A 23,976-nucleotide genomic window follows, 5' to 3' on the forward strand; every position below is an offset into this window, starting at 1 on the left:
CATCCACGAAGCCTTCCTCGGCCTCGCGACCTGCCTGATCACCCACCGACACGTCCAACGCCTTTGTTAGGACCTCTAAGGCGCCGAGCAGGGCGACGGCGACGGCGCCCAGGCCCGCCGTGTGGGCGGAGGCCCATCCGTGCGCGGCGGTTTCGATGATCGTGTAGACGCCGAGCATCAGCGCGGAGGTGACCAGGAGCGCGCCCGCGGCATCGGTCCCCCGGCCGAGCCCGGCCCCTCGTTCGGGTGCGAGGACGCGGCCGGCGGCGAGCACGGCGGCGGCGCCGATCGGCACGTTCACGACGAAGATCCAGTGCCAGTCGAGGGCCTGCGTGAGGACGCCGCCCGCGAGGAGGCCCAGCGAGCCGCCCGCGGACTGGACGAAGCTGTAGACGCCGATGGCCCTCGCCCGCTCCCTGGCCTCCGGGAACAGGGTCACCACCATGCCGAGCGTGCCGGCCGACGTCACCGCGCCGCCGACGCCCTGGACGAACCGGGAGGCGAGCAGCGTCGCCGGGTCCCGCGCGAGCCCGCAGAGGAGGGACGCCAACGTGAAGAGCGCGAGACCGGCGACGAAGACGCGCTTGCGTCCGACGAGGTCGCCGAGGCGGCCGGAGAGCAGCAGCAGGCCGCCGAACGGGACGAGGTAGATGTTGACCACCCAGGCCAGGCCCGACGGCGAGAAGCCGAGGTCGCGCTGGATGGCGGGGAGCGCCACGTTGACGATGGTCCCGTCGAGGATGACCATCAGCTGCCCGGCGCAGAGGACCGCGAGGGCGCGCCAACGTGACGCGGTGGCTGGTGCGTGGGTTCTGGACACGGCGACTGCCTCCAAAGGTGCACGACTTGTTACAGGCGTCATCCTCTGTAACCATCGGCCGTGGCGTAAGGAGGCACTTTCATGTCACGCAGTCACACCGATGTGTCCGACCAGGTCATCAACGAGGCGTGCCCGCTCACCGAGGTCCTGGACCGGGTCGCGGGCAAGTGGAGCATCGGCATTCTGGTCGCTGCGGCGCACGGGCCGGTCCGGTTCACCGAGCTGGAGCGGACCGTCGCGGGTATCAGCCGCCGCATGCTCACCCTGAACCTGCGCAAGCTGGAGCGCGACGGGCTGCTGATCCGGACCGTCTATCCGACGGTGCCGCCCAAGGTGGAGTACAGCCTCACGCCGATGGCGCAGGAGCTGCACGCGACCCTCACCGGGCTGGTGGGCTGGGCGGAGCGCCACCGGGCGGACATCACGGCGGCCCGCGCCGCGTTCGACGCGGGCACTCCGGCGGCGTCCTGACCCGCTACCGCTTCGCGGCCCCCCGCACCTGGCTCCGTACCGCCCCCATGCTCGCCCCGATGACCAGCGCTATGGCGAGGGCGTCCGTGGCGGACAGGGCCTGGTGGAGGATGAGGAAGCCGGCCATGGCGGCGATCGCGGGTTCCAGGCTCATCAGGATGGCGAAGGTGGGCGCGGGCAGGCGGCGCAGGGCGATGAGTTCCAGGGTGTACGGGAGTACGGAGCTGAGCACCGCGACGGCCGCGCCGAGCCCGAGCGTCGTGGGGTCGAGGAGCTTGGTGCCCGCGCCCATGAAGCCCAGGGGGAGCGAGAGGAGCGCGGCGACCACCATGGCCAGGGCGAGGCCGTCGGCCTGCGGGAAGCGGCGGCCGGTGCGGGCGCTGAAGACGATGTACGCCGCCCACATCGCCCCGGCCCCCAGCGCGTAGGCGGCGCCCGCCGCGTCGAGCCGGTCGAAGCCCCCGCCGCTGAGCAGGACGACGCCGCCGAGGGCGAGGGCCGCCCAGACGACGTTGACCAGGCGGCGCGAGGCGATCACGGACAGGGCGAGCGGGCCGAGCACCTCCAGGGTGACGGCGGCGCCGAGCGGGATGCGGTCGACGGCCTGGTAGAACAGCGTGTTCATGGCGCCCATGGCGATGCCGAAGGCGGCCACGGTGCCCCAGTCGGCGCGCGAGTGGCCGCGCAGCTTCGGCCGGCAGACGACGAGCAGGACGAGCGCGGCGGCGGCCAGCCGCAGCGTGACGACCCCGAGCGCCCCGGCCCGGGGCATCAGCAGCACCGCGATGGCGGCGCCGAACTGCACGGACAGCCCGCCCGCGACGACCAGCGCGACCGGGGCGAGCGCGGCTCGTCGCGCCCCGCCCCGCTTCGTCTCGCCGAGCGCCGGGGAGGCGACCGCCTCCGGCACGGCGACGGCGGCGGCTGCGGCCGGTTCTGCGGCGGTGGTCTGGTCGTTCACCCGGGGCCTGTCCTTCTGAGTCCTGAAGATCGACAGTACATCGCACTGCACTACCGCATATACGGTACTGCACTTCCTTGGCGCGATCCCCCACCTACCGTACGAACCCGGCGCACCTTTCCCGCAAGCGCGGGTTCTCGGCAGACGGTCAGAAATTGACAAGTTGAAAACAAAAACAGAACAGAGGCCACCACAAGTTCTTCCCAACCAGTTCCTCAATTCTCATATAGTGACGGGGACTTACCCGTGAATCAGCTGTTCCAGTTGTCCCGCATGTCTCTGGTGCCACGCTCGTCCGAACCGCCCCGTCCGCCGCCGTCCGCCCCAAGGACTCCGCATTGCGCCCCTCCACCCGGCCGACCGCACTGGCCCTCGCGGTCACGGCCGCCCTCACCGCAGCCCTGAGCGCGTGGGCGACCCTCGCCGCTCCCGAACCGGCCAGGACCGCGGTGGCCTGGGGCTCCGGCGGGGCCGCCGTGCTGCTCGTGGCCGCCGTCACCACCGCCGTCCACGCCCGGGCCACGGTGCGCCGGCTCCGCGAGACGCACGCCGCCGAGAGCGGCCGGTTCACCGCGGAGGTCTCCCGTCTGGTCTCGGCCTCCGCCGCCGAGGCCCAGCGGTTCACCGCGGAGAACGCCCGCGTCAGGGCGGACGCCGCCGCGGAGGCGGCGAAGGCCGAGGAGCGGGCCGAGGCCATGGCCGCCCGCCTCACCGCCGAGAACGCCCGGCTGAAGGCCCGCGCCTCACGCGCCGAGACCGAGCGCTCCGCGGCCCTCACCGCCTGCGCCAACGCGGCCGGCCGGATGCAGGCCCTGGCCACGAGCATGCTCGCCGACCTCCGCGAGATGGAGCACCGGCACACCTCCGAGGACGTCCTCGCCGACCTGCTCCACCTCGACCACCGCACCGCCCAGGCCGGCCGCCTCGCCGACTCCATCGCCGTGCTCACCGGCGCCCGCTCCGGACGGCGCTGGGCCAAGCCCATCGTCATGGAGTCCGTGCTGCGCGGCGCGATGGGCCGGATCAGCGGCTACCAGCGCGTCCGGCTCCACTCCACCAGCGACGTCGCCGTCGCCGGCCACGCCGCCGAGGGCGTCATGCACGCCCTCGCCGAGCTCCTCGACAACGCGGCGAACTTCTCGCCGCCCACCGCCGAGGTCCATGTGTACGTGGAGGAGGTCCCGGCCGGGATCGTCGTCACCGTCGAGGACAGCGGCCTCGTCATGAGCGACGTGCAGCTGCGCCGGGCGGAGCGCGCGGTCGCCGCCGACGACACCGGCCTCACCGGCCTGACCGGCACCCGCCTCGGGCTCGCCGTCGTCGGCCGGCTGGCCCGCAAGCACGGGCTGACCGTCTCGTTCCGGCCGTCCGCGCGCGGCGGCACCGGCGCCCTGATGATGCTCCCGCAGGAGATCGTCACCCGCACCGCCCCGGACCGGACCGCCCCGCAGCCCGCCCCCGCCGCCGCGCACGAGCCCGAGCCCGTCCACACCCTGGGGACGGACCCCGCCGCCCGGCCCGCCGCCCCGGAACCCCTGCGCTCCGACTCCGCCTCCGCCTCCGAGACCACCGGCAGCCTGCCCAAGTTCGGCGAGAGCGGCCTGCCCAGGCGTTCGCGCGGGCGCACCCTGGCCGCCGCCGAGGCCAGGGCCCGGGCCACCGCCGCCGAGCCCGCACGGGACGCCGGCGCGGCGGACGAGGCGCCCGACCCCAAGGCCAGGGCGGCCCGCTTCAGCAGCTTCCGCAACGCCGTACGGCCCGACTCCCCACCCCCGGAGGGCAGCTCCCGATGACCGCGACCACCGACGAGAAGCTCAACTGGCTGCTGGAGGGGCTCCTCGAACGGACCCCCGGCGCCCGGCACGCCCTCGTGCTGTCGAGGGACGGCCTCAAGCTGTGCCGCACCCCCGAGCTCTCCGTCGACCAGGCCGACCAGCTCGCCGCGATCTCCGCCGGCATCCAGAGCCTGTCCCACGGCGCGTCCGTGGAGTTCGGCAACGGCGGCGGCGGGGTCCGCTCCGCCATGACCGAGTTCTACGGCGGCATCCTGTTCATCGTGGAGGCGGGCGCCGGCGCCCACCTCGCGGTCGTCGCCGCCGAGAGCGCGGACGTGGGCCTCGTCGGCCACAACATGAGCGAGCTGGTCGAGCAGCTGGGCGAGCACCTGGTCGCCCCGCCCCGCGGACCCCTCGACGCGGTCGCGGCCGCCCGGGGCACGGCCGTATGACGCCCCGCCCCCGCCCCGGCAGGGACGACGCGCCGGACCGGCTCTACACCCTCACCGGCGGGCGCACCCGGTCCGGCTCCGCCGCCTTCGACCTGGTCACGCTGGTGGTCGCCGAGTGCGAGCTGGCCCCCGGCATGCAGTCGGAGCACGTGGCGATCCTGCGGATGTGCGAACGGCCCACCGCCGTCGTGGAGATCGCCGCCGACCTCGGCCTGCCCGTCAGCATCGTGCGCATCCTGCTCTGCGATCTGCTCGACACCGGCCGGATCAGCGCCCGCCACCCGCGTACCGCACGCGTATCGGACCGGCTCCCCGCCCCCGACATCCTGGAACAGGTGCTCGTTGGACTCCGCAACCTCTGACCGCGCCGCCCTGCAGGCGACGGCCGACAACGGACTGAAGATCGTCGTCGTCGGCGGCTTCGGGGTCGGCAAGACCACCATGGTCCGATCCGTGAGCGAGATCCGTCCGCTCAACACCGAGGAGACGATGACCCGCGCGGGCGAGGCGGTCGACGACCTCGACGGCGTCGGGTCCAAGACGTCCACCACGGTCGCCTTCGACTTCGGCCGGATCAGCCTGGACAAGCACTCGGTGCTCTACCTGTTCGGCGCGCCCGGCCAGGAGCGCTTCTGGTTCCTGTGGGACCGGCTGTTCTCCGGCACCCTGGGAGCCGTCGTCCTGGTCGACACCCGGCGCCTGGCCGATTCCTGGTACGCGATCGACCGGCTGGAGCACCACGGCACACCGTTCATCGTCGCCTGCAACGACTTCGGCGGCCCGCTCCACACCGAGCAGCAGATCCGGGAGGCGCTCGACATCTCCCCGGACGTCCCGCTCGTGGAGTGCGACGCGCGCGACCGGTCCTCCAGCAAGTACGTGCTGATCACCCTGGTCGAGCACCTGCACCGGCTCTCCGCGGCCCGTACGGGGGACACCCCCGCGCCCACCGGGGACACCCCCGCCCTGACCCCGGAGCCCGCCCCGTGACCGAGTGCCCCCACGCCGCCGGTGCCGTGCCGCTGTCCGGCCCCCGGTTCCAGGGCGAACCGGCGGCGCTCTACCGCGAGCTGCGGCGCGACCACGGACCGGTCGCCCCGATCACGCTGCCCGGTGACGTCCCGGCCTGGCTCGTCCTCGGCTACCGCGAGCTGCACCAGGTCACCGGGGACCCGGCCCTCTTCACCCGCGACTCGCAGCTGTGGAACCAGTGGGACGCGATCCCCGAGGACTGGCCGCTGATGCCGATGATCAGCCGGACCCAGCCGTCGATCCTCTACACGGTCGGCGAACGCCACAGCCGCCGCTCCGCCGTGATCTGCGAGGCGCTGGAGGCCACGAACCCCTTCGAACTCAAGAAGAGCACCGAGGAGTTCGCGGACGAACTGATCGACGCGTTCTGCGCGGCCGGCTCGACGGACCTGATCGCCGAGTACGCGATGCTCCTCCCCGTACGCGTACTGGCGAAGCTGTACGGCTTCTCCGACGACAAGGGCCCCGCCCTCGTCACCGCGATGAACGACATGATCAACGGCGGGCCCGCCGCGCTCGCCGGCCAGCGGCACATCGCCGGCTCCGTGTACGCCCTGCTCGCCGACCGGCGCGCCGAGCCCGGGGACGACGTCGCCTCGCGGATGCTCGCCAACACCGCAGGGTTCACGGAGGAGGACGTGGCCCGGGACCTCATGGTGATGATGGCGGCCGGGCACCAGCCGACCGCCGACTGGATCGGCAACTCGCTGCGCCTGATGCTCACCGACGACCGCTTCGCCGCCTCGCTCTCCGGCGGCCGGCACAGCGTCGGCGAGGCCATGAACGAGGTGCTGTGGGAGGACACCCCCACCCAGAACATCGCCGGGCGCTGGGCCGCCCGCGACACCCACCTCGGCGGCCGTCACATCAAGGCCGGCGACCTGATCGTCCTCTCCCTCGCCGGGGCCAACGCCGACCCCCAGGTCCGTACGGACGGCTCCACGCTCACCGGCGGCAACAACGCGTTCTTCTCCTTCAGCCACGGTGAGCACCGCTGCCCGTTCCCGGCCCAGGAGACCGCCGAGGTCATCGCCCGTACGGCCATCGAGGTCATCCTCGACCGGCTGCCCGACGTCGACCTCGCCGTCCCCGCCGAACAGCTGACCCGGCGCCCCTCCCCCTGGCTGCGCGGCCTCACCGACCTGCCCGTCACCTTCACGCCCACTCCGGCCCTTGGAGCCCCCCGATGACCGCGCCCGCCACCGAAGCGACCGACCGCATCGTCCTCGACCCCTTCGTCACCGACCTCGCGGGCGAGAGCGCGCGGCTGCACGCGGCCGGCCCGCTCGCCCGGGTCGAACTGCCCGGCGGGGTGCCCGTCCACACCGTCACGCACTACGCCGAGGCCAAGGCCCTGCTCACCGACAGCCGCCTGGTCAAGGACATCAACGTGTGGGGCGCCTGGCAGCGCGGCGAGATCCCGCGCGACTGGCCGCTCATCGGCCTGGTCAACCCGGGCCGCACCATGCTCACCGCCGACGGCGCCGAGCACCGCCGGCTGCGCGGCCTGGTCGCGCAGGCGCTCACCGTGCGCCGGGTGGAGCGGCTGCGCGAGGGCATCGAAGCCCGTACGAAGGTGCTCCTGGACCGCCTGGAGCGGCACGCGGCGGGCGAAACGGTGGACCTGAAGGCGGAGTTCGCCTACCCGCTGCCGATGAACGTGATCAGCGAGCTGATGGGCATCGACTCGGCGGACCTGCCCCGGATGAAGGAACTGTTCGACAAGTTCTTCTCCAACATGACGCCCCGCGCCGAGGTCCCGCAGATGATGGCGGACATCCACACCCTGTTCTCGCGCATCCTGGACGAGAAGAAGGAGGCCCCCGGCGACGACCTGACCGGGGCGCTGCTCCTGGCCTCCGAGGACGGGGACCACCTCACCGACGACGAGATCCTCAACACCCTCAAGCTGATCATCGCGGCGGGGCACGAGACGACGATCAGCCTCATCGTCAACGCGGTGGTGGCCCTGGAGAGCCACCCCGGGCAGCGGCGGGCGGTGCTGGCCGGCGAGGTGGGCTGGGACGGGGTGATCGAGGAGACGCTGCGCTGGTCGGCGCCGACCTCGCACATCCTGATCCGGTTCGCCACGGAGGACATCCCGGTGGGCGACCGGGTGCTGCCCAAGGGCGAGGGCGTCATGATCTCGTTCGCGGCGATCGCGCACGACGAGGGCCAGTGGGGGGCGTCGGCCACGGAGTTCGACGTGACCCGCTCCCCGAACCGGCACATCTCCTTCGGGCACGGCCCGCACGTCTGCCCGGGCGCCGCGCTGTCCCGCCTGGAGGCGTCGGTGGCGCTGCCCGCGCTGTACGCCCGCTTCCCCGGGCTGTCCCTCGCCGTCCCGGCGTCCGAGCTGCGCAACAAGCCGATCGTCACGCAGAACGACCTCTACGAACTCCCGGTCACGCTGCGCTGACACCGTACGCGCGAAGAATCGTCGCGAAGAATCGTACGGAGGTTCCTCCGAGGGCCACGAGTCGGACTCCCTGTCTCATCCGACGGACAGGGGGCGCAGCCCGCCGCACCGAGCGGCTACGCTCCGACTCGTGGCCGACATCCAGATTCCCGCTGACATCAAGCCCGCGGACGGGCGCTTCGGCGCCGGTCCCTCCAAGGTGCGGACCGAGGCGCTCGACGCGCTGGCCGCCACCGGCACGTCTCTGCTCGGTACGTCCCACCGCCAGGCCCCGGTGAAGAACCTGGTCGGCGCGGTGCGCGAGGGCGTACGCGACCTCTTCTCCCTCCCCGAGGGCTACGAGGTGATCCTGGGCAACGGCGGCTCCACCGCCTTCTGGGACATCGCGACGCACGGTCTGATCGAGTCGAAGTCCCAGCACCTCAACTTCGGTGAGTTCTCCTCGAAGTTCGCAAAGGCCGCCAAGCTGGCCCCGTGGCTCGCGGACCCGACCGTCATCGCCTCCGACCCGGGCACCCACCCGGACCCGGAGGCCGAGGCGGGCGTCGACGTCTACGCCTTCACGCACAACGAGACCTCCACCGGTGTCGCCGCACCGGTCAAGCGCGTCGCGGGCGCCGACGAGGGCGCGCTCGTCCTGGTGGACGCCACCTCCGGCGCGGGCGGCCTCCCGGTCGACATCGCCGAGACGGACGTCTACTACTTCGCCCCGCAGAAGTCCTTCGCCTCCGACGGCGGCCTCTGGATCGGGGTCTTCTCGCCGGCCGCCCTGGAGCGCGCGGCCCGCGTCCACGCCTCGGGCCGGCACATCCCGGAGTTCTTCTCGCTGCCCACGGCGATCGACAACTCGCTGAAGAACCAGACGTACAACACCCCGGCGCTCGCCACGCTCTTCCTGCTGAACGAGCAGCTGACGTGGATGAACACCCAGGGCGGCCTGGACTTCACGACCGGCCGCACGGCCGCCTCCTCCGGCCACCTCTACGGCTGGGCCGAGGAGTCCAAGTACGCGACCCCGTTCGTCACCGACCCGGCCAAGCGCTCCCAGGTCATCGGCACGATCGACTTCGCGGACGAGATCGACGCCTCCGCCGTCGCCAAGGCCCTGCGCGCCAACGGCATCGTGGACACCGAGCCGTACCGCAAGCTGGGCCGCAACCAGCTCCGCGTGGCGATGTTCCCGGCGATCGACCCGTCGGACGTCCAGGCCCTGACGGCCTGCATCGACTACGTGATCGAGAAGCTGTAACCCGTACGCGTCCGGAACGGCCCCGCGCACCACGAGGTGTGCGGGGCCGTTTCCGCTTCACTCGACCCTACGATGATGCTCTCGCTACCAGCCGTCCCGGGAGGCCCTCGATGTCCGCAGCAGCCGTTGGCGCCGACCACGAGCGGGAACTGCTCAACACAGCGGACAGGCTCGCGGACCTGCACCCCGGCTACCGTTTCGAGATCATCGGGGGAGTCGTCACCGCGGCCCCGCTCCGGGACGGCCCGCACGCGAATGCTCTGACCACGGTCATGATCGCGCTCTTCGAAGCCGGGCTCGGCGACGAGGAGACGGAAGTCCTCCAAGGCATCGGCCTCTGGCTGCCGAGCGGTCCGGAGGACTACGCGATCCCCGACCTCGCCCTGGTCGACAGCGACTTCGATGAGCACCTGATCGAGTACAACTGCTACGACCCCGCAATCTTCCGCCTGGTCCTGGAGGTCACCTCCAGCAACTACAACCTGGACCTCCGGCACAAGGTCGCCGCGTACGCCGAGGCGAAGATCCCCGTGTACGTGATCCTCGACCGGAGGCACGGCCGCGTCCATGTCCTCACGGAACCGCTGGGCAGCTCGTACGACCGCCACGAGGTGTACGCCCCCGGCCAGCAGGCGCCCCTCCCCGCATCGATCGGCGTCGAGGTGAGCCTCGATGTCGCCGAACTGATCCAGGCGGGCCGCGCCAAGCCCCGCACCCCGGACGCCTGAGCCCCTAGACGCCCAGCTCCCACCGCTCCTCGCCGTCCTCCCACTCCCCCGTCCGCGCCAGGCCCGCTCCGGCGGCCACGGCGGCCGACGCCGCGTGCTCGGGGTGGATGTGGGCGACGACGGTCCGCACGCCCGCGCCCCGGAGATGCGCGACCAGGCCCCGGGCCGCTTCCCCGGCGTAGCCGCGCCCCTGCCACGGGACGCCCACCACCCAGGCGATCTCCGCGCGGTCACCGCGCACCGTCGCCTGCACGTACCCGACGAGACCGTCCCCGGCCCGCAGCACCCAGTTCCACCACAGCTCGCCCGGGTCCGGCGACCCGGCCGTCTGCCGTGCGTAACGCGCCCGCAGGGCCTCCGGCGTCTCCGGGGCACCTCCGGTGAAGGTGTGCAGGGCCGGGCCGGCCAGGACGGCGGCCATCTCGTCCGCGTAATCCACCCGCAGGGGCAGGGCCGCCAGGCGGGACGTGGCGAAGGGCTCGGGGGTGCGGTGGCTCATGGTCCGGGGACCTTACGCGAATCGGCGGCGGCGCGTCCGCCGCCCGGATGAGCACCGGACCGTACCGGCGGACCATGGAGGCATGGATACCGTCCCGCGGCTCAAGCCCTTCGTGAAGCAGTACACCGCCCTGCTGAGCACGCGGCGGCAGGACGGGACGCACGCCGACACCCCGGTGCACATCGCGGTCGAGGGCGACCACGCGTACATCCGGACGTTCTCCTCGGCGTGGAAGGTGGAACGCATGCGCAACCACCCGGTGGTGCGGATCGGCCCCTGCACCGTGCGCGGCCACCCCACGGGCCCGCAGATCGAGGCCCACGCGCGCCTCCTCCCGGCCGGTTCGAAGGAGAACACGCACGCGTCGCGGATGCTGTCCCGGAAGTACCCGGCGACCCAGGGGGTCCTGGTCCCGCTGACCCACCGGCTGAAACGGGACCGCACCCTGCATTACGAGATCCGGCCGGTGGACTCCTGACCGCTCAGCCCCTGCGGCGCCGCCGCCCCAGCAGGAGCAGCAGCCCGATCCCGGCGAGCACGGCGACGCCGGTCAGCGTCGTGCCCTTCACCGGCCCCCCGTCCCCGCCCCCGGCCGCGTCCTCCGTCCCCCCGGCCCGGTGCGCGGCCCCGCCGCCGCCCCCGTCCCCGCTCGTCTTCAGGTCCACCCGCACGACACTGCTCCGCTCGCCCTCGGAGCCGTACATCAGGGCGGAGCCGTCCGCCGTGTACGTCACGGACTCGGACTGCGGGAGCAGCGGCGACTCGACGGCGTAGTCCTTGCCGAGGCGGCCGTTGGCGAAGGCGTAGCCCCGGGCGCTGAAGTAGGAGCGCAGGACGAGCTCCTTGCCGTCCGGCGAGAAGGCCCCGTCCGTCACCCAGGGGACCTCGCCGACCCGCTTGAAGACGTTGTCGCCGCCGGTGGTGAGCTTCGCGGGGCCCTCGTACAGCCCGCCGCCGTCCTCGTTCTTGGAGGCGATGTAGACGCGCCCCGTCTTGGGGTGGACCATCAGCGCCTCCGCGTTGCGCGGCCCGTCCGCGTACTTCACGTCGAACTGCGTGGCCCTCACCGTGGCGTCCCTCAGGGTCTTCGGCTCGGGGAAGCGGTAGATCCAGACGTGGTCCCAGCTGCCGTCGAGGTTGTCGCCGATGTCGCCGACGTACACGTTCCCGTCCGGCCCGATCGAGATCGCCTCGACGTCGCGGGGCTGCCCGACGCCCTTCATGGTGATCGTCGCGACGGTCTTCCCGGTCCGCGAGTCGACCGCGAAGACGTAGGGGCCGTCGTCGCTGTCGTTGTGCGTCCAGTAGATCCCCGGGTGGAGGCGGCTCGCGGCGAGGCCGCTGGACTCGGTGATCCGGGGGTCCTCGATCGTGAAGCTCCGGTCGGCCCCTTCGTCGGCGAGCGCGGGGGCTGCGGCGAGGGCGAGGAGCGCGGCGGCGCCGAGGGAGGAGGTCAGTCGGTACGAACGCATGGCACAAGTGTCCATCGTCACCTACCGGCGCGTAGCCTGGATCCGCCATGATGACGCCATGCGTTTCATGTGTGTCGGCGATTCCATGACCATCGGGCGCGCCGGCGACTTCACGTGGCGCTACCGCCTGTGGCAGCACCTGGAGGCGGCCCCGGACGGCCCCCACGAGCTGGTGGGCCCGCGCACGGCCCTCTACGACGCGGATACGGGCACGGCCTCGTCCTCCGCGTACGCCGCCGACGACTTCCCGCCCGCCGCGCGCCGCCACCTCGCGGGCTGGGGCGAGGGCTGGCTCCACATGGCCCCGCTGATCGCGGACGCGGTGTCCGCGCACCGCCCGGACGTCCTCCTGGTCTCCCTCGGCCTGATAGACCTCGGCTTCTACACGGACAGCGCGCAGACGGCGGAGAACGCCGCCGCGTTCCTGACCGCGGCCCGCGAGGCGAACCCGCACATCCGCGTGGTCCTGCTCCCGGTGATCCCGAACATCCGCGCGGAGACGGACGCCCCGTTCGCGGCGGAGTGCGCCCGCTTCAACGAGCTCCTGGCGAAGACGGCGGCCAACCTGTCCACCCCGTGCTCCCCCTTCCTCCTGGCGCCCCACCCGGCGGCCTACGACATCCACACCGACACGTACGACGGCACACACCCCGGCCCCACGGGCGAACACCACCTGGCCGCGACCTTCGCGGACACGCTCCACGAGGCGTGGGGGGTGGGCGGGGCGTACGCGGGGGCGGCAGCGGCTGCTTCAGGAACCTGCTGAGGTCGCCCACGGTCCAATGGGCCTGCCGCAGGATGGAGCGGACCGTGCCGGACGCGAGGGAGCGGTGCAGCGGAACGATCACCGTCCGGCCGGCCTTGCGGTACATCCGTGACTCCACCGCCTCGACACGTGACCGAACCCCGCGGGCTCCAGCGCCAACCCGGTCAGAACCCATCGAGACCGATCACGTTGCCGAAGGGGTCTCGGAGCTGCGCGATGCGGCGCCCCGTGCCGTCCCCGACATCGAGGGGGCCTCGGTGATGAGTACACCCGGCGTCCAGGAGCCTTTGGCGGACGGCGTCGACACTGCCGACCGCCCAGTACGGCACCGGGCTGCCGCCACGCCGGTTGCGCTCCTCGTCCAGCGGGTGAAAGCCGAACTCGACGCCCGCGACGTCGAGCCACGCGTACACGTCTCCGTTCGCCTCATTGACGTCCCGATGCACCTCGGCGTCGAGGACACTCCCCCACCAGCCGGCCGCGGCGTCCGGATCGACGGTGAAGACCATGACGGCGCGAATACCGTGGAACACGTTGCTCTCCAGAAGCCATTGACCGACGCTGTACGCAAGGGGCGCAGCACGCGTAGAGGCTAAGGGCGATCTGCCCGGATCGGGGGCGGCATCTCCTACGGGCCCGGTGCGAAGGCCGCCCCCGGGATACGGAAGGCTGGGCGACACGGGATGGAATTGAAGGGCTTCGACAAGGACGTTCAGTCGCGTTCGTGGCGCGTTGCCGCTAAAACCACAGCGGTGTACTCGCGAGTGGATACACCACTCGGGGAGATCACCCTGGAACGCGGGCCGTCCGCCACCCGTACCCCGGAGGCGCTGGCCAACGGCTGGGAGGACTGGGTGCTGACCCTGGGCGAGGGCCCCGAGCTGAGGGTGCGGGACGTCGGCGCGGAAGAGTACATCGTCCGAAAGCGCCTGGAGGCCGGCGTTGAGGGCGAGTTCAACGGGAAGCGCTTCAGCGTCCGTACCCGCTCGTCATTCCGCCGGTCCGCCAGGATCGTCGCCTTCGACGGCCTCGGCATCACCTTCACGGCCCGCCGCCTCACGCTCTACGCGTACGAGGGCAACACCTGCACCGCGAAAGGGAGCGCGGGCCGCTGGACCACCACCACACGCTCGGCCGCGGGAATCCTCAGCATGTGCCTCTTCGAGTGGGCCCGCATGGCCCACTTCCTGCGCACCCCGTTCTTCCGCATGCTCTGACGAACCACCGAGGCGCCTGCGAGGTCAGTAGTGGTAGCGGGCCGCAAGGATGACGATCTCCTTCGCCGTGACCAGGTAGACGAGCCGGTGCTCGTCGTCGATGCGGCGCGACCACGCCCCGGGCAGGTGGTACTTCAGCGGCTCGGGCTTGCCGATACCCGTGAAGGGATCGCGCCTGACGTCCTCGATGAGCTTGTTGATCCGGGCGAGTATCTTGCGGTCGTTCTTGAGCCAGGACGTGTAGTCCTCCCAGCCCTGGTCCTCGAAGACAAGCCTCACTCGGCACCCGCAGCCGGATCTGCCGCCTCCGGATCGATCAGCTCACGCTCCGAGACATCGACGTGGGCCAGTGCGTTCTCATAAGCCTTGAGCAGCCGCCGCGCGTTCACGGGGGAACGCAGCAGGTACGAGCCCTCACGCAGGGCCGCGTAGTCCTCGGCGGAGACAAGCACGGCGTTGCCGTGCTTGGAGACGATCTCGATGGCCTCGTGATCGTCGTTGACCTTCTTGATCAGCGGAAAGAGAGCCTTGCGGGCTTCACTCGCGGTTATGGACATGACTCAACCTTCCCCTCAAGTGGTACTCGATAACGTACCACTTTTCGCCCGCTGGAGGCGCGGGGCCGCCGCGTTCCTGATCGCGGCCCGCGAGGCGAACCCGCGCATCCGCGTGGTCCTGCTCCCGGTGATCCCGAATTGTCCGACAACCACGGGCGGAAGGGCGCCTGCGTCAACAAGCTGGGCGGGGGGTCGGACGGGACCTGCAACAAGAACTTCCACGAGGGCTACACCATCACCTACCGGGCCACGCTCTACGACTCCGGCGAGCAGGTCGGCAGCACCTTCTACTGGACGAACGAGACCGCCTAGCACCGTCGTGTGACGCACGTCTCCCCCTCGCTCCGGCCGCCGGACCTCACAGGTCGGGCGGCCGTTTCGTCGCAGATGAGGAAGCCATCGTTCAGGGCCGGCCGCGTCCCCTCAGAGGTTCTTCGCGTTGTCCCGTGAGTGCAGAAGGATCAAGGATCATCGCCATGGACGCTCTTCGGTACGTCTTTCTCGTCTTCCACCTCTTCGGCTTCGCCGCGATCATGGGCGGGCTCTTCTACCAGCTGCGGGGCAAGGACCCGGTGACCGCCGGTTACATGGCCGTCAGTGCCGTCGTCCAGCTGGTCACCGGCGCGGGCCTGATCTGGACCCGGCACGCCCTGGACCTGCCGGTCATCGACGCGAAGATGTGGGTGAAGCTCGCCCTGGACGTCCTGGTGGCGGCGGTCGCGCTGATCGGCATGCGGAACAAGCAGGCGTGGGCCTTCTACGGCGTCGGCACGCTCACCGCCGGGGCGGTCGTCGTGGCCGTCGCCTGGACGTGACCCGGCGGCCCTGCCGCGACGCCGCCCCGTCACCCCGACGGCTTCGCCCGTACGTGCATCCGCTCGCCCTGCGGTCCGAACAGGCTCAGGAACTCGACCGGTTCGGGGCCGGCCGCACCCCACCAGTGCGGTGTGTGGGTGTCGAACTCGGCCGCCTCGCCCGCCGTGAGGACCAGGTCGTGGTCGCCGAGGACCAGGCGGAGGCGGCCGGAGAGGACGTACAGCCACTCGTAGCCCTCGTGGACGCGTTGCTCGACGGGGCCGGACGGGCCCGTCGCGCCCGGCATGACCTGCTTGTACGCGTTCACACCGCCGAGGTGCCGGGTGAGCGGGACGAAGGTCATCCCGTGGCGCTTGAAGGGGCGGAAGGTGACGCGGGGATCGCCCGTGTCCGGCGCGCCGACCAGTTCGTCCAGCTGCACGCCGTACGCCTTCGCCAGGGGCAGCAGCAGCTCGAGCGTCGGTTTGCGACCGCCCGACTCCAGGCGGGAGAGCGTGCTGAGCGAGATGCCCGTCGTCTCGCTCAGCTGCGTCAGCGTCGTCCCGCGCTCGGTGCGCAGCGCGCGCAGGCGGGGGCCGACGCCCGTCAGGACGGCGGCCAGGTCCTCGTCACCCATGGGGTCTGCCATGGTTCCATTTGCCGACCCGGCAACGCACCTTGTCAAACGGTGGCGCCCCCGGAGGCTCCCGGGGCATCCGGGTCCGCCGGACCGATCATCGCCATCGTCAGCCGAGTGAACTCACTGGTCAGCCACGACGGCGGCACCTGCCTCGGCCGCCGCCCGTGGTGCGCGAGCAGTTCGTCCACCGACCGCGTCAGCACCTTCACCACCACCGCGAGGTCGCCGTCCACCCCGTGCCCCCGCGTCCGGGCCCGCTCGGACTCCGCCGTCAGGAACTCCACCCACACCGAGCGCCACATCGTGAGGTGCTCCTCCATCGCCCGGCTCACGCCCAGCACCTCCACGAAGGCCACCCGGGCCGCCCGGTGGTCCCGCGTGACGGCCTGGACGTACGCGTCGAAGAGCCTGCGGACGCGCTCCTCGGTCGGGCAGGTCTCCATGCCCTCCGCCGCCAGCTCCGCCTGCGCGGCCTGCATCCCGGCCATCGCGACCTCGTCGTACAGGTCGGTCAGCAGCGCCTCGCGCGAGGCGAACTCCCGGTGGAAGTCCCGGACCTCCACCTGGGCCTCCGCGCACAGGTCCTCGACGGACGTGCGCGCGTAGCCGTACACCGCGAACAACGTCCGCCCTGCCTCCATGAGTTGCGCACGCACCCGCGCGGGGTCGCGCACCGCTCGTACGCCGTCCCAGAGCTCCACCACGGTATCCACCACGGGTCCTCCTCAGTCCGAACCGGTCCCCGGCCACCACTGTCCACGCCTCGCCGCTTCCACGGCAAAGACCGCCACACCACGAACGGACGTGCGCCTCAACACGCTGCGGCGTCCGCTTCGAGGATCGTCGCGACCCGTTCCCGCCAGGGCTGCCGCCGTGGCGGGTACTTCGCGAAGTGCGCCTCCTCGGCCGCCTGCCGGCCGCACGGGCCGCACAACGTCTCGTCCGCCGTGGGCCGGAACACATGCTCCGGCCCGTCCCCCTCGCACGTCACGGGCGGCCTGACCGTCGCCACCGGCGCGACGGGGGGTTCGTACGCGGGCGCCTCCGGCAGCTTCTGCACGAGGCGGTGGCGTACGAAGCCGTAGGCCGACCGCACGCCTTCCGCCGGGAGGGAGTCCACCAGCGCGTGCCGCAGATCCGCCGCCTTCACGCCCCGCCGCAGCCACTCCGCCGCCGCCTCCGAGAGGCTGCGCGCCTCGCGTACGCCGAGGCGCAGTTGCGGGCTCGCATGCCGCAGCGAGAGCAGCACACGCTCGGCCTGCGCGGCTTCCGGGCCGGTCTCCGCGACCGGCCCGGCCGCCGCACTCGGCCCGGCCGCTTCGGCCACAGGCGGCTCGGCCGCAGGCGCTTCGGCCGCAGGCGCTTCGGTGGGTGGGTGGGGGTTGTTCTCCTCACGTTCTTCTACAACCTCTGGTTGGGAAGCCCCGACCGGCCGAGTGCCCCCCTGACCGCCCGCCGGTGACCGATCAGCCGGTTTGGCCTGCGCTTTCGCCTTCCTGAGCTCCCGCGCCTCGTCGTCCGTGAGCGGCACGTTGGAGAACAGCTGATCCGTCATCCACAGCCCGCCCTGGCCCTGCCAACGCCACTCGTGGACGTAACCGGCCTCCTTCAGCTGCCCCTTGGCCTTCTGATACGCCCGGCCCTTGATGCCGATCCGCTTCGCGTGATCGCTCAGCGCTTCGCTCGCGTAGTAATCGGGCAGACCCTGCACATACATGATCAGAACCTTGGCATCGCTGCTCAGATCCGGATGACGAACGACATCGTGCGCGGCCTTCACATAGGCGCGGGAGGGCGAGATAGCATGCCAAAGCATCTTCGGTGGACCTCTTGGTATATCCATCGGTGGGTGAAGGCCCTCGGACCAGGTGTTGCGAGCACCCCCGGGGGCCGCCCCGTGCGCGGCGCGCACGGAGCGTAACGACGTCGTCACCGTACAGCAGAAATTCCGGTCGACACCACCTTGGTTACCAGCTCGAACAAAAGTCCGGTATCCACGAACGGATCGTCGGCTGTCGGCTCCGAACGCCAGTCCAGCGGGTACGTCAGCCCGCCCAGCGCGGGCACTCCGACGAAGTCCGAACCCTTGCGCACGAGCGCGTCCACGCCCGCCGGCCAGCGGTAGGCACGTGCCGTGCCGGGCTCGACCAGGAAGTACATGCTTTGCATCCCGATGCGCGAGCGGATGATCGGACCGGCCTGGAAGTCCGTGAACTGCATGATTTCGTACGACACTTGCTCGCCCAGCACGCCGGAGATCCGGATCGCGTCGAAGTGAATGCCCGCGTGACGCAGGGCGTGGCCGCTCGCGGGAATCCAGCAGGGGACCGGGTTCGGTGAGTTTTTCTGTTCCATACGGTAAGCGTCGACGCCCGCACGTACCGTGACCAGGGACACAAGGCATCTGTGCACTGCTGTGCACTTGGAGGTGGGGCTGTGCACTCCAGTAATACCGGCGACGGTAACGCCGCGATGTTCGGAGCCCTGTTACGGCACTACCGCGTGCAGGCCGCTCTGTCCCAGGAGGCACTGGGGCTCAAGATCGGCTTCTCCAAGTCGCAGGTGGCCATGGTGGAAAGGGGACACAGACCACCGAAGGGGGACTTCGTCCCGAAGGCGGACTCGTCAACGGGTGCGAACGGTGCGTTGATCACAGCGGCGTTGAAGCTTCAGTTCAGCCACCTGGCGTCCTGGTTCGCGCCGTTCGCCGAGGAAGAGGCCAAGGCCGTGGCGAGATGTGAGTACGAGCAGAGCGTCATGCCCGGGCTGCTCCAGACCGAGGCGCACGCGTATGCCTTGTACCGGGCAACGTGTCCGCCGCTCGACGAGGACGAGATCGACAATCTGGTCGCAGGGCGCCTGGCGCGTCAGGCCCTGCTGACACGCAGGCCGCCGGCGGACATCAGCTTCGTCCTGGAAATGAGCGCGCTCACTCGCCCCATCGGTGGGCGCGACGTGCACCGGGCACAGCTGCAACACCTGCTCGACGTGAGCGATTTGCGGAATGTGCATATCCAGGTGATGTCACCACACCGGGAGACGCACGTCGGGTTGAGCGGGTCGTTCGTCCTCCTGGAGACCGACGACAGGCGTCGCCTGGCGTACCTGGAGGTCCAGGGAAGAAACTTTCTTGTGAGCGAGCACCCCCAACTGGGAGACTTGTTCGCCACCTATGGAATGCTGCGGACTCACGCTCACGGGCCCGAAGAGTCGCGCGAGCTCATCAAGCGAACAGCAGAAGGACTATGAGTACTGACCTCAATTGGTTCAAGAGCAGCTACAGCGGCCAGAACGGCGGCAACTGCGTAGAGGTCGCCCTCTCCTGGTCCAAGTCCAGCTACAGCGGCCCGGAGGGCGGCAACTGCGTAGAGGTCGCCACCTGCCCCCACACCGTCCACGTCCGCGACTCCAAGGACATCACCGTCCCCGCGCTGACCGTCTCCCCCGGCGCCTGGGACACGTTCATCCGCCACACCGCCGCGTAACGCGGCACCGCGCTACCGCGCCGTCCCGCCGGGTGAAAACCGCTGGGGCGGGCGGGGCGGTGGCTGCGATGATGCCCGGATGGACGTTCCGACCCCCGTTGACCTGGACACCTGGCCGCGCCGGGAGCACTTCGCGCATTACCGGCGCCGCGTGCCGTGCACGTACTCGATGACGGTGGAGGTTGACGTCACCGCGTTCACGGCCGCGCTGCGGCGCTCGCCGCGCAAGTCGTACGTGGCGCAGGTGTGGGCGCTGGCCACGGTGGTGAACCGGCACGAGGAGTTCCGGCTGTGCCTGACGGAGTCGGGGGACCCGGCGGTGTGGCCGGTGGTGCACCCGGCGTTCACGGTGTTCAACGCGGAACGGGAGACGTTCGCGTGCGTGTGGACGGCCTACGACGCGGACTTCGGGGCGTTCCACGACGCGGCGGCGCCGCTGCTGGCGGAGCACGGGGGCGCGACGGAGTTCTTCCCGCAGGGTCCTCCCCCGCCGAACGCCTTCGACGTGTCGAGCCTCCCGTGGCGGTCGTTCACGGGCTTCAACCTCAACATCCGCGACGGATACGACCACTTGGCGCCGATCTTCACGCTCGGCCGGTACGTGTCACGCGACGACCGCGTCCTGCTTCCGCTGGCGGTGCAGGTGCACCACGCGGCGGCGGACGGGTTCCACACGGCGCGCCTGGTCAACGAGGTGGAGGAGCTGATGGCGGAGGCTGCGGGGTGGGCTGCAGGATGACTACGCGCGTTCCAGCGCGTACTGATTGAGCGAATCGGGATCGCCGATCCAGTAGTAGAGGGTGGGCCGCTCGTCCGTGCCGCCGATGTGCCAGCCGGGGCCCTCCATGCAGCCGCTCACGCTGAGCTCGAACTGTGCCGTTCCGGACGGCGACACGCCCATCGCCCACGTACCGGTGCCTTCGCACCGCCCGGGTGCGCCCTCGTCGTCCGTCTCGTCCTCCGGGCGGGCGCCCAGGTCATGGGCGAGGGCCGTGCCGTCCGGTCGGAGTGTGAGGGTGCCGCCGTGCTCGTCGGACCAGGTGCCGACGAGCTGTGCGGCGGTGAGCCGTGGGGGTTCGTATCCCTGGATCAGGCCGGTCCCGTAGGCCACCAGGCCGCCGACGAAGACCACCGCCGACAGCAACGCCCCACCGGCCAGCACCAGCGCGGCCAGCCCGAACCGGGCTCCGTTGCGGCGCACGACGGTCACGGCGCGGGTGCACAGGACGGCGGGGACCAGGCCGACGAACGTCGCGAGGAGAACGACGGGGAGCACGGTCCACCCGCCGCCGAGCAGCAGTGCCGGCACCCCGGCGCACACGGCGGCCGTCGCGGCGACCACCCCGCAGACCGCCAGGCACCAGCGCTTCGTCTCCGCCCGCCCGGCCCTGCGGGCCGATAGGCGCGACAGCTGCACGACCGGCAGGACGACCGCCGCCGAACCGATCAGGCCCGCCAGGGCGAGCATGACCGAGGCGGCCACGAGCGCGATGAGATACCCGACGTACGCGCCGATACCGGCGGCGAAGTAGTGCTCGTTCCGCAGGCCCGCCAGGAAGTAGACCACCAGCGCGAGCGCGCCTTCCCCCGCGAGCGCCACGGCCCCGGTCAGCCACGCGGCCGTCCAGCCCGCGCTGCCGACACGCGTCGGCTCCCCGGGAGTCACTGCCTGTCTCTCAACCGTCCAGTGCGCCATCCCGCGCCCCTTCCCCCGTGGCCGTGGCTGGCTCCATCATGCATCCGAGCCGCCCGGCCCCCGCCACAGGGGGCGGTGAAACCCTGACACCCCCTCGCGCCGGAGTGCGGAGGGGGCGCCCGGGGCGTGGCTCAGGAGAGGCAGCCCGCGTTCGTCGGCGTCAGCGAGGTGATCGTGTGCGTCACCGCGATGGTCTGGCCCGGAGACAGGGTGAAGTTGTACTCGGCGGCGACGCAGTACGCCGTCGAGGAGTCGTTCGAGAGGGTGGTCACCTCGGTGGCCCGCCAGAACGTGTACTCGTCCCCGCCGGCGAAGTACACCGTCGGCTGGTAGATGTCGTTCGTGGTCATGCAGACGAACCCGTCGACGTGGCAGGGCGTGGCGTCGGCCGTCGCCGCGGTCGCCGTGCCCGAGCCGAACGCGGCCATGCCGGCCAGGGTGGCGCCGACCAGGACTCCGCGCATGACGTTGCTTCGCACCATGAGGGTGTTCCTTCGCTGTTGGGCGCGGAGGGTGACCGCGCTCGCTGAACTGCGCCGGTACGCAGGGGTGTTGTCGCGCACCGGCTGGCGGTCGAAAGTTAGGGAACGCCCGTTACAGCCGCGTTACTGCGGTGCCAGCGTGCGCAGGACGCAGAACTCGTTGCCCTCAGGGTCCGCCATGACCACCCAGCTGCGGCCCGGTCCCTGGCCCACGTCCGCCCGGGTGGCGCCCAGGGCCAGGAGGCGGGTCACCTCCGCCTCCGTGGAGCGGTCGATCGGGCTCACGTCGAGATGGAGGCGGTTCTTGACCGCCTTGCTCTCCGGAACTCTGGAGAACACCACCGTCGGCGGCATCTGGCGGGCCCGGACCTCCTCCACCGTGGGCTCCCAGGAGCCGATCTCGACCTGGTCCTCCGCGCGGTCGATCACCGTGAAGCCCAGGACCTCGCACCAGAACGCGGCCAGGCGCTCCGGGTCGTGGCAGTCGACGGACAACTCCGTGAGCCTGCTGGTCATTCCGCCGCCCTCCGGACCGTGAACTCATTGCCGTCCGGGTCCAGGAACACCCCGTCCGGGCCCCGTCGCGCGCCCAGTCCCAGGAGTCGGGTGATCGCGGTCTCCGCGTCCGGCGGCAGCGTCAGCTCGAAGTACAGGCGGTTCACGTCCGGCTTCGGGGCGACCGGCGGGCCGCCCCAGGTGAGCTTCGTGCCGCCCTCCGGGGACTGGACGGCCGTCTCCTCGTCCTGGTCCCAGACCAGCGGCCAGCCCAGGGCCTCGCTCCAGAAGTAGCCGACCGCCTGGGTGCCGTCACAGGAGACCGCGCCGATCACCCCGGTGTCCGCGAGGAACTTGTTGCCGGCCCCGATCACGCAGAACTCGTTGCCGTCCGGGTCGGCGAGGACGATGTGGCCCTCCTCCGGGGTCTGGCCGACGTCGATGTGCCGGGCGCCGAGTTCCAGCGCGCGGGCGACCGTGTCCCGCTGGGCCTCCGGCGTCGCGCTCGTCAGGTCGAAGTGCGCCTGGTTCTGCCGGGTCTTGGGCTGCCCGCCCCCCGTGAAGCGGAGCGGATAGCCCTTGCCGTCCGGGGGAACGACGAGCGTGCCGTCGCCGGACCGCTCCCAGCCCAGGAGCGCGGCCCAGAAGCCGGCCAGGCCGTCCGGGTCGGTCGCGTGGAAGCCGATCGCCGAAAGGCGGGGCGTCATGTGAAGGGAGGACTTCATCTGCGTTGCTTCTCCGGTCCGTTGGCGTGCGCCCGCGCATCATAGGTACGGCGTACGGGAAGGGCATCCCGTTTTCGGTGCGGCCCTCAGTCCAGCGTCACCCGGGCCGTCACGGGCAGGTGGTCGCTGCCCGTCGCCGGGAGCGTGCGGATGCGGCCCACCGTCGCCTCCCGCGCCATCACCTGGTCGATCCTGGCCAGCGGGAAGGACGCCGGGAAGCTGAACGCGAACCCGCGCTCCGGGACGTTCAGCCGGGAGGTCAGGGGGGCGATCCCCCGGTCGTCCACCGTGGAGTTGAGGTCGCCCAGCACGATCACCGGGCCCGTGGCCTCCGCGTCCAGCGCCCCGCCCAGCAGCCGGGCGCTCTCGTCGCGGCGGGCGGTGCCGAGGCCGCCCGCGCCGAGCCGGAAGGACGGCAGGTGCGCCACGTACACCGCGACCTCGCCGTGCGGGGTGCGGGCCACCGTGCGCAGCCCCCGGCTCCACGGCTCCGGGACGGACTCCGGCCTGATGTCCACCGCCCGGGTGCCGGTGAGGGGGTGGCGCGACCAGATCCCGACCGTGCCCCGGACCTCGTGGAACGGATACGCGTCCGCGAGCCCCTTCGCGTACGCGGGCAACGCCTCCGGGACCAGTTCCTCCAGCGCGATCAGATCGGCGCCCCCGGCCGCCAGCGCGCGGGCCGTGCCCGCCGGGTCCTCGTTCACGTCGCTGACGTTGTGCTGCACCACGACCAGGTCGCGCGGGCCCGGGTCCGCCGCCGGGAGGAGCAGCCCGCCGAACGCGTACGCCCATGCCGTCACCGGCAGCGCCACCGCCACCAGCGCGAGCGCCGACCGGCGCAGTAGGGCCAGGGTCAGCAGGGGGACGACGGCGAGGCCGAGCCAGGGGAGGAACGCCTCCAGGAGGCTCCCGAGGCGGCCGGGGGTGTTGGGCACGACGCCGGGGGCGACCAGGAGGAGCGCGGTCAGGGCGGCGAGGGCGGCCAGGACCCCGCCGCGCCGCCACCGGTCCGGACGGCCCCGGCCCCGGCCCCGCGACGAGACGACGGCCCTCCCCGCGGCGACCGCGTCGCTGAACAACCGCTTCGCCATCAACTGCCGTCCGCCCCCTGCCCTCGCCCCTCAGGACCGTACCCCGTGCACCCGGTGCCCCGGCCGGCACAGGACCGGCGTCCGGCCGGGTGGCCGCCAGTGGGGGGACATCGGCGGGCGGGCGGGTGGCCGACGGCCCCGCCGCC

Annotated in this window: 33 protein-coding genes; 17 read left to right on the forward strand and 16 right to left on the reverse strand. The window is 71.6% G+C overall.

What is annotated here, in order from left to right:
- The coding region (locus tag FKN01_RS24865) for an MFS transporter (RefSeq protein ID WP_398933113.1) at positions 1 to 862 on the reverse strand (862 nt) is incomplete at its 3' end.
- A gap of 39 nt (positions 863 to 901) precedes the next feature.
- Between FKN01_RS24865 and FKN01_RS24870 the strand changes: the two genes are divergently transcribed.
- Positions 902 to 1,291 carry a helix-turn-helix domain-containing protein gene (locus tag FKN01_RS24870; RefSeq protein WP_185992972.1) on the forward strand — a complete coding sequence of 130 codons (390 nt, stop codon included), beginning with the start codon at positions 902 to 904 and terminating at the stop codon, positions 1,289 to 1,291.
- 4 nt (positions 1,292 to 1,295) lie between these two features.
- Here the strand turns inward: FKN01_RS24870 and FKN01_RS24875 are convergent, their stop codons facing one another.
- Entirely contained in the window at positions 1,296 to 2,252 is a 957-nt protein-coding gene (locus FKN01_RS24875; RefSeq protein WP_143624287.1) for a DMT family transporter, read from the reverse strand.
- Positions 2,253 to 2,590: 338 nt separating this feature from the next.
- Between FKN01_RS24875 and FKN01_RS24880 the strand changes: the two genes are divergently transcribed.
- The 8 genes from FKN01_RS24880 to FKN01_RS24915 all read left to right on the forward strand — a co-directional run bounded on the left by FKN01_RS24880 (position 2,591) and on the right by FKN01_RS24915 (position 9,907).
- The gene (locus tag FKN01_RS24880; RefSeq protein WP_143624289.1) at positions 2,591 to 4,045 is read left to right on the forward strand and encodes a sensor histidine kinase KdpD; all 1,455 of its coding nucleotides are present in this window, start codon (positions 2,591 to 2,593) and stop codon (positions 4,043 to 4,045) included.
- Entirely contained in the window at positions 4,042 to 4,479 is a 438-nt protein-coding gene (locus FKN01_RS24885) for a roadblock/LC7 domain-containing protein (RefSeq protein WP_143624291.1), read from the forward strand. Before FKN01_RS24880 ends, FKN01_RS24885 begins: the two co-directional genes overlap by 4 nt.
- Positions 4,476 to 4,841 (forward strand): DUF742 domain-containing protein, encoded by a 366-nt coding sequence (locus FKN01_RS24890; protein WP_143624293.1) that lies wholly within the window; start codon positions 4,476 to 4,478, stop codon positions 4,839 to 4,841. The genes FKN01_RS24885 and FKN01_RS24890 overlap by 4 nt, the downstream gene beginning before the upstream one ends.
- A complete protein-coding gene (locus FKN01_RS24895; RefSeq protein ID WP_143624295.1) occupies positions 4,822 to 5,469 on the forward strand; it encodes an ATP/GTP-binding protein in 648 nt (215 codons plus the stop codon). The genes FKN01_RS24890 and FKN01_RS24895 overlap by 20 nt, the downstream gene beginning before the upstream one ends.
- Positions 5,466 to 6,701: a cytochrome P450 gene (locus FKN01_RS24900; protein WP_143624297.1), complete on the forward strand. Its 1,236-nt coding sequence runs from the start codon at positions 5,466 to 5,468 to the stop codon at positions 6,699 to 6,701. The genes FKN01_RS24895 and FKN01_RS24900 overlap by 4 nt, the downstream gene beginning before the upstream one ends.
- Positions 6,698 to 7,930 carry a cytochrome P450 gene (locus FKN01_RS24905; protein WP_143624299.1) on the forward strand — a complete coding sequence of 411 codons (1,233 nt, stop codon included), beginning with the start codon at positions 6,698 to 6,700 and terminating at the stop codon, positions 7,928 to 7,930. The genes FKN01_RS24900 and FKN01_RS24905 overlap by 4 nt, the downstream gene beginning before the upstream one ends.
- 130 nt (positions 7,931 to 8,060) lie before the next feature.
- Positions 8,061 to 9,179, forward strand: coding sequence for a phosphoserine transaminase (gene serC / locus FKN01_RS24910; protein WP_143624301.1), 1,119 nt, complete (start codon positions 8,061 to 8,063; stop codon positions 9,177 to 9,179).
- Positions 9,180 to 9,289: 110 nt separating this feature from the next.
- On the forward strand, positions 9,290 to 9,907 hold the full coding sequence (locus FKN01_RS24915; protein WP_143624303.1) for a Uma2 family endonuclease: 618 nt from the start codon (positions 9,290 to 9,292) through the stop codon (positions 9,905 to 9,907).
- A gap of 4 nt (positions 9,908 to 9,911) precedes the next feature.
- Here the strand turns inward: FKN01_RS24915 and FKN01_RS24920 are convergent, their stop codons facing one another.
- Positions 9,912 to 10,406: a GNAT family N-acetyltransferase gene (locus FKN01_RS24920; RefSeq protein ID WP_143624305.1), complete on the reverse strand. Its 495-nt coding sequence runs from the start codon at positions 10,404 to 10,406 to the stop codon at positions 9,912 to 9,914.
- A gap of 82 nt (positions 10,407 to 10,488) precedes the next feature.
- Here FKN01_RS24920 and FKN01_RS24925 point away from each other — a divergent pair, with 82 nt between their 5' ends.
- Complete coding sequence (locus FKN01_RS24925) at positions 10,489 to 10,884, forward strand: PPOX class F420-dependent oxidoreductase (protein WP_143624307.1); 396 nt, start codon at positions 10,489 to 10,491, stop codon at positions 10,882 to 10,884.
- 4 nt (positions 10,885 to 10,888) lie between these two features.
- Here the strand turns inward: FKN01_RS24925 and FKN01_RS24930 are convergent, their stop codons facing one another.
- The gene (locus FKN01_RS24930) at positions 10,889 to 11,878 is read right to left on the reverse strand and encodes an esterase-like activity of phytase family protein (protein WP_143624309.1); all 990 of its coding nucleotides are present in this window, start codon (positions 11,876 to 11,878) and stop codon (positions 10,889 to 10,891) included.
- Positions 11,879 to 11,936: 58 nt separating this feature from the next.
- Here FKN01_RS24930 and FKN01_RS24935 point away from each other — a divergent pair, with 58 nt between their 5' ends.
- On the forward strand, positions 11,937 to 12,644 hold the full coding sequence (locus FKN01_RS24935; protein WP_143624312.1) for a GDSL-type esterase/lipase family protein: 708 nt from the start codon (positions 11,937 to 11,939) through the stop codon (positions 12,642 to 12,644).
- A 164-nt stretch (positions 12,645 to 12,808) separates the two neighbouring features.
- On the opposite strand, the gene FKN01_RS24945 is transcribed toward FKN01_RS24935, so the two are convergent.
- Positions 12,809 to 13,153: a VOC family protein gene (locus tag FKN01_RS24945; RefSeq protein WP_260697009.1), complete on the reverse strand. Its 345-nt coding sequence runs from the start codon at positions 13,151 to 13,153 to the stop codon at positions 12,809 to 12,811.
- A gap of 255 nt (positions 13,154 to 13,408) precedes the next feature.
- Between FKN01_RS24945 and FKN01_RS24950 the strand changes: the two genes are divergently transcribed.
- Positions 13,409 to 13,861, forward strand: a complete 453-nt coding sequence (locus FKN01_RS24950; protein ID WP_143624317.1) for a hypothetical protein — start codon at positions 13,409 to 13,411, stop codon at positions 13,859 to 13,861.
- Positions 13,862 to 13,885: 24 nt separating this feature from the next.
- Here the strand turns inward: FKN01_RS24950 and FKN01_RS24955 are convergent, their stop codons facing one another.
- Complete coding sequence (locus tag FKN01_RS24955; protein ID WP_143624319.1) at positions 13,886 to 14,140, reverse strand: Txe/YoeB family addiction module toxin; 255 nt, start codon at positions 14,138 to 14,140, stop codon at positions 13,886 to 13,888.
- Positions 14,137 to 14,418, reverse strand: a complete 282-nt coding sequence (locus FKN01_RS24960; protein ID WP_143624321.1) for a type II toxin-antitoxin system Phd/YefM family antitoxin — start codon at positions 14,416 to 14,418, stop codon at positions 14,137 to 14,139. Before FKN01_RS24960 ends, FKN01_RS24955 begins: the two co-directional genes overlap by 4 nt.
- Before the next feature lie 138 nt (positions 14,419 to 14,556).
- Here FKN01_RS24960 and FKN01_RS32620 point away from each other — a divergent pair, with 138 nt between their 5' ends.
- Together FKN01_RS32620 and FKN01_RS24970 are read left to right on the forward strand one after the other, a co-directional pair.
- Positions 14,557 to 14,730 (forward strand): hypothetical protein, encoded by a 174-nt coding sequence (locus FKN01_RS32620; RefSeq protein ID WP_185992974.1) that lies wholly within the window; start codon positions 14,557 to 14,559, stop codon positions 14,728 to 14,730.
- A 164-nt stretch (positions 14,731 to 14,894) separates the two neighbouring features.
- Entirely contained in the window at positions 14,895 to 15,233 is a 339-nt protein-coding gene (locus FKN01_RS24970) for a hypothetical protein (RefSeq protein WP_143624325.1), read from the forward strand.
- Between the two features lie 29 nt (positions 15,234 to 15,262).
- Here FKN01_RS24970 and FKN01_RS24975 read toward each other — a convergent pair whose 3' ends face one another.
- From FKN01_RS24975 to FKN01_RS24990, 4 genes are all read right to left on the reverse strand, one after another.
- Positions 15,263 to 15,850, reverse strand: coding sequence for a helix-turn-helix domain-containing protein (locus FKN01_RS24975; protein ID WP_143624437.1), 588 nt, complete (start codon positions 15,848 to 15,850; stop codon positions 15,263 to 15,265).
- A 44-nt stretch (positions 15,851 to 15,894) separates the two neighbouring features.
- Complete coding sequence (locus FKN01_RS24980; protein WP_143624327.1) at positions 15,895 to 16,569, reverse strand: TetR/AcrR family transcriptional regulator; 675 nt, start codon at positions 16,567 to 16,569, stop codon at positions 15,895 to 15,897.
- Between the two features lie 95 nt (positions 16,570 to 16,664).
- Positions 16,665 to 17,669: a hypothetical protein gene (locus FKN01_RS24985; protein WP_260697010.1), complete on the reverse strand. Its 1,005-nt coding sequence runs from the start codon at positions 17,667 to 17,669 to the stop codon at positions 16,665 to 16,667.
- Positions 17,670 to 17,782: 113 nt separating this feature from the next.
- Positions 17,783 to 18,208, reverse strand: a complete 426-nt coding sequence (locus FKN01_RS24990) for a hypothetical protein (protein ID WP_143624329.1) — start codon at positions 18,206 to 18,208, stop codon at positions 17,783 to 17,785.
- An 81-nt stretch (positions 18,209 to 18,289) separates the two neighbouring features.
- Here FKN01_RS24990 and FKN01_RS24995 point away from each other — a divergent pair, with 81 nt between their 5' ends.
- From FKN01_RS24995 to catA, 3 genes are all read left to right on the forward strand, one after another.
- Positions 18,290 to 19,102: a Scr1 family TA system antitoxin-like transcriptional regulator gene (locus FKN01_RS24995; RefSeq protein ID WP_398933122.1), complete on the forward strand. Its 813-nt coding sequence runs from the start codon at positions 18,290 to 18,292 to the stop codon at positions 19,100 to 19,102.
- On the forward strand, positions 19,099 to 19,338 hold the full coding sequence (locus tag FKN01_RS25000; RefSeq protein WP_143624331.1) for a DUF397 domain-containing protein: 240 nt from the start codon (positions 19,099 to 19,101) through the stop codon (positions 19,336 to 19,338). The genes FKN01_RS24995 and FKN01_RS25000 overlap by 4 nt, the downstream gene beginning before the upstream one ends.
- A 79-nt stretch (positions 19,339 to 19,417) precedes the next feature.
- Positions 19,418 to 20,077: a type A chloramphenicol O-acetyltransferase gene (gene catA, locus FKN01_RS25005; RefSeq protein ID WP_143624333.1), complete on the forward strand. Its 660-nt coding sequence runs from the start codon at positions 19,418 to 19,420 to the stop codon at positions 20,075 to 20,077.
- On the opposite strand, the gene FKN01_RS25010 is transcribed toward catA, so the two are convergent.
- The 5 genes from FKN01_RS25010 to FKN01_RS25030 all read right to left on the reverse strand — a co-directional run bounded on the left by FKN01_RS25010 (position 20,078) and on the right by FKN01_RS25030 (position 23,830).
- The gene (locus FKN01_RS25010) at positions 20,078 to 21,004 is read right to left on the reverse strand and encodes a hypothetical protein (protein ID WP_143624335.1); all 927 of its coding nucleotides are present in this window, start codon (positions 21,002 to 21,004) and stop codon (positions 20,078 to 20,080) included.
- Positions 21,005 to 21,165: 161 nt separating this feature from the next.
- On the reverse strand, positions 21,166 to 21,516 hold the full coding sequence (locus FKN01_RS25015) for a hypothetical protein (RefSeq protein WP_260697011.1): 351 nt from the start codon (positions 21,514 to 21,516) through the stop codon (positions 21,166 to 21,168).
- Between the two features lie 123 nt (positions 21,517 to 21,639).
- Entirely contained in the window at positions 21,640 to 22,032 is a 393-nt protein-coding gene (locus tag FKN01_RS25020; RefSeq protein ID WP_143624337.1) for a VOC family protein, read from the reverse strand.
- A complete protein-coding gene (locus FKN01_RS25025; RefSeq protein ID WP_143624443.1) occupies positions 22,029 to 22,718 on the reverse strand; it encodes a VOC family protein in 690 nt (229 codons plus the stop codon). The genes FKN01_RS25020 and FKN01_RS25025 overlap by 4 nt, the downstream gene beginning before the upstream one ends.
- A 104-nt stretch (positions 22,719 to 22,822) precedes the next feature.
- Entirely contained in the window at positions 22,823 to 23,830 is a 1,008-nt protein-coding gene (locus FKN01_RS25030) for an endonuclease/exonuclease/phosphatase family protein (protein WP_143624339.1), read from the reverse strand.
- Positions 23,831 to 23,976: the final 146 nt, after the last annotated feature.

The sequence above is a fragment of the Streptomyces sp. 130 genome (assembly GCF_007096885.1).
GTDB lineage: Bacteria > Actinomycetota > Actinomycetes > Streptomycetales > Streptomycetaceae > Streptomyces.